We start from the raw sequence: 13,563 nt of genomic DNA, 5'->3' as shown, positions 1-13,563 counted from the left end.
TATTTGAAAGATAATATTTTAAGTTTTTTCAAAATGCAGCAGTGGCAACAGATAGAGTTTTATATCTCACCTAAAGACTACAATAAGGTTGAAAGCTTCCTGTTCGATAATCTAGCTTGTTCTGTTACTAAGAAAGATCTAGCAGATAAAAGCTTTGTGACTGTGCTTTATGAGGATGATTTTGATTTAGAGGGTATTCTAGAAGAGCTGAAAAATTCTTTTCCAATAATAGACCAGAAAGTTGAATATAAGATTATAAAAGATCAAGAATGGACAGCTGCTTGGTTAGATGATTACGAGCCTATAGAAATTGGTAAAAATATTGTGATCTATCCTAGTTGGAGAGAGTTACCAATCGACTTTACAAAAACATATATAGCAGTGGATCCAAGTGTAGCTTTTGGTTGCGGTAACCATGAAACTACGAAGATGTGTCTAGAATGGCTAGAAGAAAATATTAATCCAAAAAGTAGCCTTTTGGACTATGGTTGTGGTACTGGGATATTAGCTATAGCTGGAGTGAAGCTAGGTGGTAAATATTCAGAAGGCATCGATATAGATCCGAAATCTATAGAGTCATCAATAAAAAATGCTGAGATGAATAAAGTATCTAGTAAAACATACTTTAGTGATATGGCAACAGATAAAAGTTTTAACTTATTAATCGCAAATATTTTCTCAAATGTACTAATAGCTTTAGCGGATACTATGCTCTCTAAATTAAAAGAGAGCGGAAAACTTGCGTTGTCAGGAATATTAGCTAATCAGGTAGATGATGTACAAAAGGCATTTGAGGCTAAGGGTGTAAAATTTGCAAAGCCTAGAAATATGGGTGAATGGTTTTTATTAAGTGGTGTGAAAAGTGGGCTTTAAAATAGCAGATATTGAAATAGAAAATAATGTAGTGCTTGCACCGATGGCAGGCTTCTGTGATAGTGCCTTTCGTACTATTTGCAAGGAGCATGGGGCAGGGCTGATCTATACTGAGATGGTGAGTAACAAAGCTGTAGTAGATCGTAACTGGGAAACTATGGAAATGCTCTATATGGAGAACAGCGAAAAACCACTTGGGATACAGATATTTGGTACAGATTTAGAGAGCTTCGTAGGTGCGACAAAGTATATTGCTGAAAATACAGAGTGTGATTTTTTAGATATAAATATGGGTTGCCCAATGCCAAAAATTGCTAAGAAGCTACAAGCTGGAGCAGCACTTCTAAAAGATGTTGATAGGATTAATGAAATACTTACAGCAGTTGTAAAAGCAGTACATAAACCCGTAACTGTGAAAATGCGTATGGGCTGGGATGCTGAAAATATAAATGCTATAGAAGTCGCTAAAGCTTGTGAAGCTGCGGGAGTAAGTGCTATAGCCCTACATGCTAGGACTAGGGAGCAGATGTACACAGGTCAGGCAAATTGGGATGTTATCCGAGATGTGAGAAAAGCTGTAAATACTGTACTAATTGGTAATGGTGATGTGGATAGCCCACACAGTGCTAAGGCGATGATGGAGCATACAGGATGTGATGCTGTGATGGTTGGGCGTGCTTCTCGTGGTAATCCATGGATATTTAGGCAGATTGCAGAGTATCTAAATACTGGTGAAATAATCCCTCAACCAACTCCAGCAGAAAGAGTAGAGGTTTTAGCTGAGCATCTTAGAAGACTTATAAAACTAAAGACTGCTAAGGTGGCTGTAAAAGAAATCCGTACTCATGCTAGTTTTTATCTACAAGATATCCCAAATTCAAAAGAATTTCGTATGAAATTAAATCAGTTAGAAAATGAGAGTGAGATTTTTGAGTTATTAGCTAGTTATAGAGATACTGTTGTATAGAAATGAAAAAAATAATTTGCATAATAATTTTTGTTTTTGGAGTAAGTTTAGGTTATACAAAAGATCCAGAGCTCTATTTATTTTTAGATGGTGATTCAGTTAAAGAACACTTAAATGATATAAATCATCCTCAAGTTAAAGGAGTGCAAATAATTTATTCTTGGAGAAAACTTGAGCCATCTAAGGATAATTATAATTTTTCAGATATAGAAAGTGATTATAAAGAACTGTCAAAGTTAAATAAAAAATTATTCATCCAGTTACAAGACAAAACATTTGAGATAAATAGAATACCAGTACCAGACTATTTACGGACAAAAGAATATGATTATGGTATTCAAGAGCAAGTAGATTTTGCAGGAGAGGGTCAACCTATAGGAGCTGGTTGGGTAACAAAACAATGGAACACTAAAGTCAGAGAAAGATTCCAAAAGCTAATATATCAATTAGGTAAAAAGTTTAATGGAAAGGTAGAAGGTATTAACTTACCAGAGACATCTGTAGATATAGAAGAAAAGTATATAACAGAAGATTTCTGTAGTACGTATGTAGACTCTGTAATAAGTAATATAAAGGCTGTAAAGAAAGCTTTTCCAGATAGTTATATTGTTCAGTATATTAACTTTTTACCATGTGAGTGGAATAATGATCATGGTTATATGGAGAAAATATTTAATATGGCTTTAGAAAGTAATATTGGGGTAGGAAACCCAGATACAGTGCCATATAGAAAGGGGCAGATGAAAAATAGTTATCCATTTTTTAATAAATATAAATCAAAGCTTGATATAGTAACTATAGCTGTTCAAGAACCTGATTATACTTATACAAATCCAAAGACAAATAGAAAGTTTACAGTTAAAGAATTATATAATTTTAATAAGGATTATATAGGAGCAAATATTATTTTTTGGAATATTAAAAAGCCTCAGTTTGATGAGGTCTTGGAAATATTTTAATAGTATATTTCCGAAAAAGGATCATAACTAGAATCTTCTTTCCACTCATACTCAATATCTATACTTTTTTGTTTAGCTACTTCATAACCTAGTAGATCTGATATAAACCCTAACGTCATATCTATACCAGCACTTACTCCAGAACTTGTGTAGATATTGCCATCTTTTACCCATCTAGCTTTTTGTACCCAAGAGACATTAGGCGCTAGAGATTTTGTCCAAGTAAAAGCTTTTTTGTTTGAAGTTGCTCTTTTACCATCTAGTAAACCAGTTTTGCAGAAGAGACTAGAGCCAGTACACACAGTTATTATATATTCAGCATTTTTTGCTAATTCTGTAAGTTTATTTATTAGCTTAACATCATTAACTAGCTCACGAGTACCCATACCACCCGGTACAAATAATATATAATCCTTTGAGTTGATTTCAGAGAGTTTCTTAGTAGCTATTGAGACATTTTGACTACTAAGAATATTTCCACCCTCAAGAGAGTAGTATTCAAGTTTGAAATGTTCTTTAAAGCTTCCCAATATTTCAACTGGTCCAAATACATCTAGAGTTTCAAAGTCGTTGAATAGGATAATTATTACATCTTTCATTTATTTAATTGCTGCAAATATAAACTTTTATGATTATAACATGACAGGCTAAACGAATATCATTTATAAAAATACCAAATAGTGTAAACTCACAGAGTATATTTCGTGGGGAGATTAGAGTTTGTAAGAGGAGACTCTATATATGATGTTAATAGCTATCAAGATAATACTGTCAGTGCTAATGGTATTGGGGCTTATCTATATTTCTGAAAAAAGCCCTAGACTGGGTGGCTTGTGTTCGGGTTTGCCCTTAAGCGTTGGTGTTTTTACATATTTCTATGCTAGAGAAAATGGCTTACAGTTTTTGATTGATTCTATGCCTTATGCACTTGCTGGTTTCACTAGTACTCTTATATTTACTATGGGATTTTATCTAGGCGGCAAGTTATTTATTAATCAACGATTTTTAAACACGATTAGCGCACTTGTTGTTGGATTTGTTGTTTATTTTATTAGTGGCTATGGGATTACATCATTACACCTTAATTTACTATCAGGCTTTATTATTTTCTTATTCTCAATGATAGTGAGTATCTTTTTCTTTAGACATGTGCCAGATAACAAACGCATTACTGGGAAGACTAAGTTAAAACCAACTAATAAGATTATGATTATCTCATTTAGAGTTACTCTTGTTTCCTCATTGGTTCTATTGATAACAGGGGTGTCGCGCTCTGTTGGTCATGAGTGGGCTGGAGTATTTTCATCCTTTCCAGTTATGCTTACATCTGTAACTACAGTTTTGATATTCAGTTACAAAGACCAGCTTTACCCAGGCGTACTTAAGCATTTTTCATATGGCGTATCTATTTTAATAATATATGATTTACTAATCTATTGGCTGTATCCAATTTTGGGCATTAATTTTGGAACAGTTATCGCTTATATTATCTGTTTTTTCTATCTAGCATTATTAAATAAGTTAAATCAGTAAGCTATATTTTCTAAACCTCTTTTATATAAACACTTAACGTATATAATTTACATAATTAAATATTTATATTAAAACTAATGATTTTCTTTAAGAATGTATCTTACCAAGTAGAGGTAAAAGAGCTTTTTGATGATGTAAGCTTCTCTATATTTCCAAATCAGAAGATAGGTTTGGTTGGTAAAAATGGTACTGGCAAAACTACTTTATTTAACTTAATACAACACAATATCTCAGCGGATAAAGGTGATATTGAGATTGCTAGGAATACTCGTATAGTTACAGTCAAGCAAGAAGTTGATGATTTTGATGCTAAGGTGATTGACTATGTTGTAAATGGTATAGAGTCTTTAAAGACTTTAAAACATAATATGGTAGAGGCTTTAGCAAGTGAGGATTTCGTTGAATACTCTAGATATCATGAGGAGTATGAGTCATTAGGCGGATATTCTATAGAGTCTCAAGCAGGTAAGCTTTTATCAGGATTAGGCTTTACAACTGCGCAACAAGATCAATCTGTAAAAGAGCTTTCTGGTGGGTGGCAGATAAGATTAAATCTTGCTCAAGCACTTTTGCAAGAGTCAGATATCCTATTGCTGGATGAACCTACAAACCACTTAGATTTAGATGCAGTCTTATGGTTAGAGCAATATCTACAAGAGTATAAAGGCTCTTTATTACTTATTTCACATGATAGGATTTTTCTTGATAATGTTGTTAAGCAAATCTTTCATATTGAGAGTAAAAATATAGATACATATACAGGTAATTACTCATCGTATGAGAAACAATCTTATGAGCAAAAAGTTCTTCAGCAAAAGCATTTTGAGAAACAGCAAAAACACATAGAGCACTTAGAGAGTTTTATTAATCGTTTTAAAGCAAAAGCAACTAAAGCAAAGCAAGCTCAAAGTCGTATTAAGATGCTTGATAAAATTCAGCGAATAGAATCTGTTAAAGCTGATTCAGAATTTAGTTTTGAGTTTAAGCAAACAAAAGAGCATTTAGGTGGGACATTAGTTAGTTTACAAAATACTGAGCTAGGTTATGGCAATAAAGTCATATTAGATAATGTTGGCTTAAATATTTATAATGATATGCGAATAGGGCTTTTAGGCCTAAATGGTGCTGGTAAGTCGACATTGATTAAGTCGTTGATTGGCGAGATATCTATCCTTTCAGGCAAAATAGAAAAGCATCCTAATCTTAAAATTGGTTATTTCTCGCAGCATTCATTAGATATGTTAGATATGCAAGCTAGTCCATTATTACATATGCAAAGATTAGATACTAAAGCTACTCAAGAAAAACTAAGAACATTTTTAGGCAGTTTTAATTTTACTGGTGACAAAGCATTAGCTAAAGTAGGAACTTTTTCAGGTGGAGAAAAAGCAAGGTTAGCTTTAGCGATGATAGTTTACCAAGAGCCTAATTTCTTATTACTAGATGAACCAACAAACCACTTAGATATTGGAGTCAGAGAGGCTTTGACAGTTGCTTTACAGAGTTTCCAAGGAGCAATAATACTTGTATCGCATGATAGATTTCTATTAGAGTCTACAGTTGATGAATATATGCTTGTTGGTGAGGGCAAAGTCAGACCATTTGATGGTGATATGAAAGATTATTATAAATATATTCTAGAAGTTAAGAAGTCTGAAAATGCACCTCAACAAAATAAGAATAATGTCGAGAAAAAAGAAAGTCGTAAACTCTCAGCGAATGAGAGAAGGCAACTAAAACCAATTCAGGATAGAGTTAAAAAACTAGAAAAGAATTTAGCTAGTCTACAAAAGAGAAATTCTGAGATGGAAATTTTGCTGCAAGATGAAGAGTTATATAATAATAAAGAAAAGCTTCAAAAAACTTTATTAGAGCATTCAGATCTAAAAGCAAGGATAGAAGAAGTTGAAGTTGAATGGTTTGCTGCTTTAGAAGAGCTTGAGCAGTTTCAAAAAAATGAATAGGTGATATTTATTTTTGTATACATACTACTAAATTAGCAAAGGTTATAATTACCATCCAATTTGATGATAATCTTTTTTAGATAGGAGATGGAAATATGAATAGAAGTAAATTTTTAGTTTTTATAATATTAGCAATTGTTGTTTCTGGTTGTAGTATACAGCCTAAATTCTATCCTAATGATGTTTATAAAAATACTAGCAAAGAGCAAAGAGATAAAGATATAGCAGAATGTAAAGAATTAGCAGATCAACAAGAAGTTAGTGGTGGTCAAATAGCTTTGGGAGTTGTCAGTAGTACTGCGGCTCTTGCAACAGCTCTTAAAGGAGGAAGTTTTGCTAGTGTATATGCCTGGGAAGATTTAGGGTCAGATGATTCGGATCAAAAGTTTATAGAAATTTGCTTAAAGAAAAAAGGCTATGAAGTAACTGGCTGGGAAATTTAAATTAATCACTACTTTTTATTTTGTCATATGCTTTGTCAAATATTGACAAAAAAATTGGCAATGATATAATTTTCATAACATTAAACTATTTTTATTGAAAATATTTACAAAAATAAAAGAGAGGAGAATGGATTATGTTATATTGGACACTTGTATTTTTAGTCGTAGCAATAGTAGCTGCACTTTTTGGTTTTTCTGGAATAGCAGGGCTTGCTGCAACTCTTGCAAAAATTGTTTTTATTATATTTATCGTGCTATTTGTTGGATCTTTAATTTTTTCTTTACTTGGAAAATTAAAAAAATAGATTATTTAAAATAAATCACATCTACTTATTTTCTACTAGAAATTACTATTAAATAAAAATAACTTTGTTAATATTTGATAATATTTTAAAGTTATTTTTTTCATTATGATCAAGTCAAAAGCAGCAGTAGCATGGGAAGCAAAAGCTCCATTATCAATAGAGATAGTGAATGTTTCATTACCTAAAGACAATGAAGTTCTTATCGAGATCAAAGCAACAGGTATTTGTCATACAGATGCTTACACTCTTTCTGGTAGAGATCCTGAGGGACTCTTTCCTTCTATATTAGGGCATGAAGGAGCAGGAGTAGTTGTTGAGGTTGGCAAGAATGTCACTAGTGTTAAACCTGGTGATCATGTAATAGCTTTATATACTCCAGAATGTAGAAATTGTGAGTATTGTCTAAATCCTAAAACTAACTTATGCCAAGCTATAAGAGAGACACAAGGTAAAGGTTTAATGCCTGATGGAACAAGTAGATTTTCAAGCTCTGATGGACGAGAAATTTTTCATTATATGGGTTGCTCAACTTTTTCAAACTATACAGTATTACCAGAGATAGCTGTAGCTAAGATAAGAAAAGATGCACCATTAGATAAGGTTTGCTATATAGGTTGTGGAGTTACCACAGGTGTTGGTGCCGTAGTCAAAACGGCAAATGTTGAAGCAGGTTCTAGCGTGGTGGTATTCGGTCTAGGTGGTATTGGTCTTAATGTAATCCAAGGAGCAAAACTGGTTGGAGCTGGACAAATAATCGGAGTTGATACAAATAATGCTAAGAAAAATTTAGCAGCCAAGTTTGGTATGACAGACTTTGTAAACCCTAATGAAATAGATGAAGACTTAGTTAGCCATCTAGTGAGACTGACTGGTGGAGGAGCTGACTATAGCTTTGAGTGTATAGGAAATGTAAAAGTAATGAGGCAAGCCCTTGAGTGTGTTCATAAAGGTTGGGGTGAAAGTGTCATAATCGGAGTGGCTGGAGCAGGAGAGGAAATAAGCACAAGACCATTTCAGCTAGTTACAGGTCGAACTTGGAAAGGCTCAGCCTTTGGTGGAATGAGAGGTCGTACAGATGTGCCAGAAATAGTTGATTGGTATATGGATGGCAGAATTAATATAGATAAATTAATTACATCAAACATTAAAATAGATGATATTAATAAAGGCTTTGAAGAAATGCATAACAATATTAGAACTATAGTAACCTTTTAAATTTTTCTTATTTATTCCTATTTAAAGCGCATAATTCTTTTATAAGAGAGCTTTCCACTATAGAATGGATTATATACCTTTACTGATATAGGGATTCTCTATGCAAAATTTATTAGTTTTAGGTGCTGGTAGAGTTGGGACTTTAGCAAGTTGTCTACTAGTTGAGTCAGGCAGTTATATCATTCATTTAGCAGATAGGGTTATTCCACATAGTAAGCCTAAATTAGATAAACATAAAGATAATTTAATATATATAGAATTAGATGCTAATAACAAACAAGAAATAACTGAATATATAAAAAATAATCAGATAGGCTCGATTGTCTCTTGTCTTCCATTTTTTTGTAATACGGAAATAGCAAAATTAGCTAAAGAAATTGAAGTTAATTATTTTGATTTAACAGAGGATGTTGAAACTACTAATATAATTAGAGAGTTATCACAAAAATCTAATGCAATCTTTGCTCCACAATGTGGATTAGCTCCAGGATTTATAAGTATAGTTACAAATCACCTTATGCAAGAATTTGATTCTGTAGATACTGTTCGAATGAGAGTGGGAGCTTTACCTTTAAACGTATCAAACACTTTACAGTATGGTTTAACCTGGTCAACTGAAGGCTTAGTTAATGAATATGCAAAACCATGTAATGGTGTTGTGGATGGACAAGAGAGAGTTCTAGCACCATTAGCAGATGTAGAAGAAATAAAAATTGATGGTCTAACTTATGAAGCTTTTAATACTTCTGGTGGTATTGGCTCAATGATAGAGACATATAAAGGTAAGGTGAAAAATATAAATTATAAAAGTATTAGACATCCTGGTCATTGCGAAAAGATGAAATTCTTAATGGAGGATATGAAATTAGGAAGTGATCTAAATCTAATGGTAAAAATAATGGAAAATGCGATACCAAGAATAAACCAAGATATAGTACTTATATATGTTTCCGTAGATGGTATTCGTAAAGGAGTAAGAGCTGAAAGGCACTACGCTCAAAAATTTCCATCAAGAAAAATGTACGAAAAACATTTCTCTGCTTTACAGATGACAACAGCAACAAGCTTGTGTGTAACAATTGATCTAGTATTAAATAACTACTTTCCAAAAGGTTTTGTAAATCAAGAATCTATTACTTTGAAAGATTTCTATAATAATCGTTTTGGTAAATATTATGAGAATGAGGGCTTACTTGTTCAAGCAGTTTAAATATTAAAAAATAACTAAGGTGATCTATTATGTATGAAATAGCTAAATTAGGAATGGGTTTGGAAAAACTTAAAAACCAATTTTCTGATTCTATAGAAACTTTTAATCCAGCAAATGGAAAACTATTAGCTAAAGTTAAAAACGAAAATTTAACTGACATGGAAGCTGCTATTAATAAAGCTAAAGAAGCTTTTCTAGAGTGGCGTAAATACCCAGCTCCAAAACGTGGTGAGTTAGTTCGCTTGATTGGTGAAGAGTTACGTAAAAATAAAGACTCGTTAGGCACTTTAGTTTCTCTAGAAATGGGAAAATCTAAGCAAGAAGGTGATGGCGAAGTACAGGAAATGATTGATATGGCAGATTTTGCTGTTGGTCAATCTCGTATGTTATATGGCTCAACTATGCACTCGGAACGTCCTGAACATAGGATGTATGATCAGTGGCACCCGTTAGGAATTGTTGGAGTTATTTCTGCTTTTAACTTTCCTGTTGCTGTTTGGTCATGGAATGCTTTTGTTGCTGCAATTTGCGGTAATACAGTTATTTGGAAACCTTCTGAGAAAACGCCTTTATGTGCTATTGCAGTTCAAAATATTTGTAAAAAAGTTATTAAAGAGCATGGCTATCCAGATGTGTTTTATACTGTGATCTCAAAAGAGATAGAAGTATCTAAAGCAATGGTAAACGATAGAAGAGTAAATCTTGTGTCATTTACAGGCTCTACTAAAGTTGGAAAACAAATAGCAGAACAAGTAGCTAGTCGTTTAGGTAAATGTATATTAGAACTTGGTGGTAATAATGCTGCTATCTTAGATGAAACTGCAAATCTAAAAATAGCTATACCAGGAGCGGTTTTTGGAGCGGTTGGAACAGCTGGGCAACGTTGTACTACTCTTCGTAGATTATTAGTCCATAAGTCGATTTATGAGACAGTAAAAGAAAAAATGGTAAATGCATATAAGCAAGTTAAAGTAGGAGATCCTCTTGATCAGAAAAATCTAATGGGACCATTAATTGATCAGGATTCCGTTAAAAACTTTGCTCGTACAGTTAATGAAGCACAAAAACAGGGTGGCAAACTTCTAGTTGGTGGAAAAGTATTAGATAAAGAGGGGTTCTTTGTCGAGCCAACAATTATTGAAGCAAATAATAGTATGGATATTGTTAAAGAAGAGAACTTCTGTCCAATTCTTTATATTATGCCTTTTGAAACTATAGAGAAAGCGATAGAGATTAACAACTCTGTTGATTATGGACTTTCTAGCTCTATCTTTACAGATAATTTACAAAATGCAGAGAGATTCCTTTCAGCAGCTGGGAGTGATTGTGGTATTGCTAATGTGAATATAGGAACTTCTGGAGCTGAAATAGGAGGAGCCTTTGGTGGAGAAAAAGATACTGGTGGTGGTAGAGAGGCTGGATCAGATGCTTGGAAAGCATATATGAGAAGGCAAACTAATACTATTAACTATGGTAAAGATTTGCCACTAGCTCAAGGAATTAAATTTAATCTGGAGGATTAATTATGAGTATTAAAGTTTTAGGTAAGCTTTGGGAACAATATGTTAAGACAAACCCTCATGTTAAACAGATTCATGATTTATTTGTAGAAGAAGGCGAGAAGCCAATTAATGATCATATTGCTTTAAGAACTTTAGATGATCCTAAGATAGATATAAATGTTTTAGCAAAGCCATTTATAGATAAAGGATATAAAGTTTGTGGCCACTATGATTTTGAGGTTAAAAAATTAAAAGCAATACATTTAGAACATGAAGATCATAATGAACCTAAAGTATTTATAAGTCAGCTATTAGTTAGTAAATTTAGTCCATTTCTACAAAAGACTATGAAAGCTTGTGTTGAGGCAATACCTAGCAGTTTAATAAAAGATCCTGAAGCATTGCTAACATCTGGCGCTAGTTGGAGTTATATAAGCTATAAAACTTATCAGAAGCTTTTAGAAGAATCTGAATATGCTGCTTGGTTTTATGTGTTTGGATTTAGAGCTAATCATTTCACTGTTTTTATAAATGACCTTAAACATTTTAATGAAGTTTCTGAGGTTAATGATTTCCTTAAATCTAATGGATTTGTATTAAACTCTTCAGGAGGAGAAATAAAAGGAACTCCTGCAGACTATTTAGAACAATCAAGTACTGTCTCAGGTGAGGCAGAGGTTAAATTTATAGAAGGAAAGAAAACTATACCTTGCTGTTATTATGAGTTTGCTAAACGTTACCCTGATGAAAATGGAAAGTTATATCAAGGTTTTGTAGCTAAATCAGCAGATAAAATTTTTGAAAGCACAGATGCTAAGAATAGATAGTATTTTATTAAAGTTGTTTTCTTGCTTGGGGATCACTATTATGTCCCATTGCGTAGGTTATATTAATAGTAGTGGCACTAAATGCTAATATTGCTGTTAATATTAATGCTATTTTTCTCATATCTTTTCTCCTTTTTGTTCTTACAAGTTTAATACTATATGTTCCTTATTTATGATTAAGGCTTTTTTATGGCAGAAAAGTATCAAATTTATATATATATGAAAAATTATGAATTAAATTTAATTATGATTATCAGAAATAATTTTAGATAGTTCTTTAAATAAGGTGCTATAAGTAGAGCTTTTTCTCATAACTAAGTAAATATTTCTATGAAAGTCAGAGTTTTTAATCTTTATATATTTTACTTTAGATGTTTTTGTTTGAGCTATTTTAGGTATAAATGTTATGCCTTCATCAACTGAAACCATTTGTCTAAGCGTTTCTAAACTACTTCCTCTAAAATTATTGTTATAAGATAGGCGATTTGTTGAACAAAATTCTAAAGCTTGATCACCCATGCAATGGCCCTCATCAAGAAGCATTAAATTTTGTTCTTGAATATCTGTTACAGATAGATCTTTGCCTTTAGACAAAAGGTTGTCAGTAGAAACAGCTAAACAAAAATTATCTTTAAAAAGTTTTTTGGTAACAAAATTTCTATTTTCTATATCATCTGCTAGTATTGCAAAGTCTAGTTTTCCATGTTCCAGCATATCTATTAGAGTATCAGTTTTTTCCTCAACTATAGACATACTAATGTTTGGTATTTTAGCTTTTATAGGTGGAAGTATGTTTGGCATAAGATAAGGGCCTAGTGTTGGAATTACTCCGATAGAAACATTTATTCTTCCATTCTCTAAATGTAAGCTTACTAAATCTTTTAAGTTTTTTACCTCTTCTAAGATTTTATAAGCCTGCTTAATAACTTCTTCACCAATTTTTGTGGGAATAATACTTTTGCTATTTCTTTCAAATATCTGTATATCTAGAGAATCTTCAAACTTTTTTATCTGCATACTAAGAGCAGGCTGACTCACAAAACACTTTTCTGATGCTGTAATAAAGCTTTGAGTTTCATAGACTGCTAAAATATATTCAAGTGTTCTTGTGTTCATATAATTTAAGTTTATGGGTTTTATAAATTTAATCTATTTTACAACAAGAACATAAAGAATATAATGGTTTATGTAACCATTGTAGTTATATAACTAAAAGGAGAAATAAAATGGAAAATAAAAAAGTACCTAACGTAACTTTTAAAACAAGAGTAAGAGATGAAAGTATTGGTGGATCTAACCCGTTTAAATGGCAAGATCTTACAACAAAAGAAATTTTTGATAACAAGAAAGTAATCGTTTTTTCATTACCTGGAGCGTTTACTCCAACTTGCTCAACTTATCAATTACCAGGTTTTGAAAATAATGCTGCACGTTTCAAAGAGCTTGGAATTGACGAAATCTATGTTTTATCTGTAAATGATACGTTTGTTATGAATAAATGGATTGAGCATCAAAAAATAAAAAATATTAAGCCAATTCCAGATGGTAATGGCGAATTTACAGATGCTTTAGGAATGTTGGTTGATAAAAGTAACATTGGCTTTGGTAAAAGATCTTGGAGATATGCAATGATCGTTAATAATGGTCAGATTGAGAAGTTCTTTGTTGAGCCAGGTAAAAGAGACAATGCTAATGATGATCCATATGGAGAAAGCTCACCAGAAAACATTCTAAAATATTTAGAAGCTAAATAAGAACTTAAGGA

14 protein-coding genes are annotated in these 13,563 nt (G+C 32.3%); 12 read left to right on the top strand and 2 right to left on the bottom strand.

The window, feature by feature from the left end:
* The first annotated feature begins 33 nt into the window (after positions 1–33).
* Genes prmA through KX01_RS07765 form a run of 3 tightly spaced genes read left to right on the top strand, consistent with a single transcriptional unit; the run spans position 34 to position 2,799 of the window.
* Complete coding sequence (prmA, locus tag KX01_RS07775) at positions 34–873, top strand: 50S ribosomal protein L11 methyltransferase (protein WP_071664448.1); 840 nt, start codon at positions 34–36, stop codon at positions 871–873.
* On the top strand, positions 863–1,840 hold the full coding sequence (dusB, locus tag KX01_RS07770) for a tRNA dihydrouridine synthase DusB (RefSeq protein WP_071664447.1): 978 nt from the start codon (positions 863–865) through the stop codon (positions 1,838–1,840). The genes prmA and dusB overlap by 11 nt, the downstream gene beginning before the upstream one ends.
* A gap of 2 nt (positions 1,841–1,842) precedes the next feature.
* Positions 1,843–2,799, top strand: coding sequence for a hypothetical protein (locus tag KX01_RS07765; protein WP_083578918.1), 957 nt, complete (start codon positions 1,843–1,845; stop codon positions 2,797–2,799).
* Here the strand turns inward: KX01_RS07765 and KX01_RS07760 are convergent.
* Positions 2,796–3,398 (bottom strand): DJ-1/PfpI family protein, encoded by a 603-nt coding sequence (locus KX01_RS07760; protein ID WP_071664445.1) that lies wholly within the window; start codon positions 3,396–3,398, stop codon positions 2,796–2,798. The two genes, KX01_RS07765 and KX01_RS07760, sit on opposite strands and share 4 nt — an antisense overlap.
* 142 nt (positions 3,399–3,540) lie before the next feature.
* Between KX01_RS07760 and KX01_RS07755 the strand changes: the two genes are divergently transcribed.
* From KX01_RS07755 to KX01_RS07720, 8 genes are all read left to right on the top strand, one after another.
* The gene (locus tag KX01_RS07755; RefSeq protein WP_071664444.1) at positions 3,541–4,332 is read left to right on the top strand and encodes an MFS transporter; all 792 of its coding nucleotides are present in this window, start codon (positions 3,541–3,543) and stop codon (positions 4,330–4,332) included.
* 77 nt (positions 4,333–4,409) lie between these two features.
* The gene (locus KX01_RS07750) at positions 4,410–6,296 is read left to right on the top strand and encodes an ABC-F family ATP-binding cassette domain-containing protein (RefSeq protein WP_071664443.1); all 1,887 of its coding nucleotides are present in this window, start codon (positions 4,410–4,412) and stop codon (positions 6,294–6,296) included.
* Between the two features lie 95 nt (positions 6,297–6,391).
* Positions 6,392–6,739 carry a hypothetical protein gene (locus KX01_RS07745; RefSeq protein ID WP_071664442.1) on the top strand — a complete coding sequence of 116 codons (348 nt, stop codon included), beginning with the start codon at positions 6,392–6,394 and terminating at the stop codon, positions 6,737–6,739.
* A gap of 134 nt (positions 6,740–6,873) precedes the next feature.
* Positions 6,874–7,044: a DUF1328 domain-containing protein gene (locus KX01_RS07740; RefSeq protein ID WP_071664441.1), complete on the top strand. Its 171-nt coding sequence runs from the start codon at positions 6,874–6,876 to the stop codon at positions 7,042–7,044.
* 102 nt (positions 7,045–7,146) lie between these two features.
* Positions 7,147–8,259, top strand: coding sequence for an S-(hydroxymethyl)glutathione dehydrogenase/class III alcohol dehydrogenase (locus KX01_RS07735; protein WP_456297737.1), 1,113 nt, complete (start codon positions 7,147–7,149; stop codon positions 8,257–8,259).
* 100 nt (positions 8,260–8,359) lie between these two features.
* The gene (locus tag KX01_RS07730) at positions 8,360–9,469 is read left to right on the top strand and encodes a saccharopine dehydrogenase family protein (RefSeq protein WP_071664439.1); all 1,110 of its coding nucleotides are present in this window, start codon (positions 8,360–8,362) and stop codon (positions 9,467–9,469) included.
* A gap of 29 nt (positions 9,470–9,498) precedes the next feature.
* Positions 9,499–10,992 (top strand): L-piperidine-6-carboxylate dehydrogenase, encoded by a 1,494-nt coding sequence (amaB, locus tag KX01_RS07725; RefSeq protein ID WP_071664438.1) that lies wholly within the window; start codon positions 9,499–9,501, stop codon positions 10,990–10,992.
* A gap of 2 nt (positions 10,993–10,994) precedes the next feature.
* On the top strand, positions 10,995–11,798 hold the full coding sequence (locus tag KX01_RS07720) for a DUF1338 domain-containing protein (protein WP_071664437.1): 804 nt from the start codon (positions 10,995–10,997) through the stop codon (positions 11,796–11,798).
* Between the two features lie 240 nt (positions 11,799–12,038).
* On the opposite strand, the gene oxyR is transcribed toward KX01_RS07720, so the two are convergent.
* Positions 12,039–12,914, bottom strand: coding sequence for an oxidative stress transcriptional regulator OxyR (gene oxyR, locus KX01_RS07715; RefSeq protein ID WP_071664436.1), 876 nt, complete (start codon positions 12,912–12,914; stop codon positions 12,039–12,041).
* Between the two features lie 110 nt (positions 12,915–13,024).
* Here oxyR and KX01_RS07710 point away from each other — a divergent pair, with 110 nt between their 5' ends.
* Positions 13,025–13,552 carry a peroxiredoxin gene (locus tag KX01_RS07710; RefSeq protein WP_071664435.1) on the top strand — a complete coding sequence of 176 codons (528 nt, stop codon included), beginning with the start codon at positions 13,025–13,027 and terminating at the stop codon, positions 13,550–13,552.
* Positions 13,553–13,563: the final 11 nt, after the last annotated feature.

Source organism: Francisella frigiditurris (assembly GCF_001880225.1).
GTDB lineage: Bacteria > Pseudomonadota > Gammaproteobacteria > Francisellales > Francisellaceae > Francisella > Francisella frigiditurris.
Note: the sequence above shows the minus strand (reverse complement) of the source record. Positions and strands in the feature narration are given on the sequence as shown.

Bases quoted from the DNA above. Each gene is read 5' to 3' on its own strand.
- KX01_RS07760 (WP_071664445.1), bottom strand. From the start codon at position 3,398: ATGAAAGATGTAATAATTATCCTATTCAACGACTTTGAAACTCTAGAT.
- KX01_RS07720 (WP_071664437.1), top strand. From the start codon at position 10,995: ATGAGTATTAAAGTTTTAGGTAAGCTTTGGGAACAATATGTTAAGACA.
- prmA (WP_071664448.1), top strand. From the start codon at position 34: ATGCAGCAGTGGCAACAGATAGAGTTTTATATCTCACCTAAAGACTAC.
- KX01_RS07765 (WP_083578918.1), top strand. From the start codon at position 1,843: ATGAAAAAAATAATTTGCATAATAATTTTTGTTTTTGGAGTAAGTTTA.
- oxyR (WP_071664436.1), bottom strand. From the start codon at position 12,914: ATGAACACAAGAACACTTGAATATATTTTAGCAGTCTATGAAACTCAA.
- KX01_RS07710 (WP_071664435.1), top strand. From the start codon at position 13,025: ATGGAAAATAAAAAAGTACCTAACGTAACTTTTAAAACAAGAGTAAGA.
- KX01_RS07755 (WP_071664444.1), top strand. From the start codon at position 3,541: ATGATGTTAATAGCTATCAAGATAATACTGTCAGTGCTAATGGTATTG.
- amaB (WP_071664438.1), top strand. From the start codon at position 9,499: ATGTATGAAATAGCTAAATTAGGAATGGGTTTGGAAAAACTTAAAAAC.
- KX01_RS07750 (WP_071664443.1), top strand. From the start codon at position 4,410: ATGATTTTCTTTAAGAATGTATCTTACCAAGTAGAGGTAAAAGAGCTT.
- KX01_RS07745 (WP_071664442.1), top strand. From the start codon at position 6,392: ATGAATAGAAGTAAATTTTTAGTTTTTATAATATTAGCAATTGTTGTT.
- KX01_RS07740 (WP_071664441.1), top strand. From the start codon at position 6,874: ATGTTATATTGGACACTTGTATTTTTAGTCGTAGCAATAGTAGCTGCA.
- KX01_RS07730 (WP_071664439.1), top strand. From the start codon at position 8,360: ATGCAAAATTTATTAGTTTTAGGTGCTGGTAGAGTTGGGACTTTAGCA.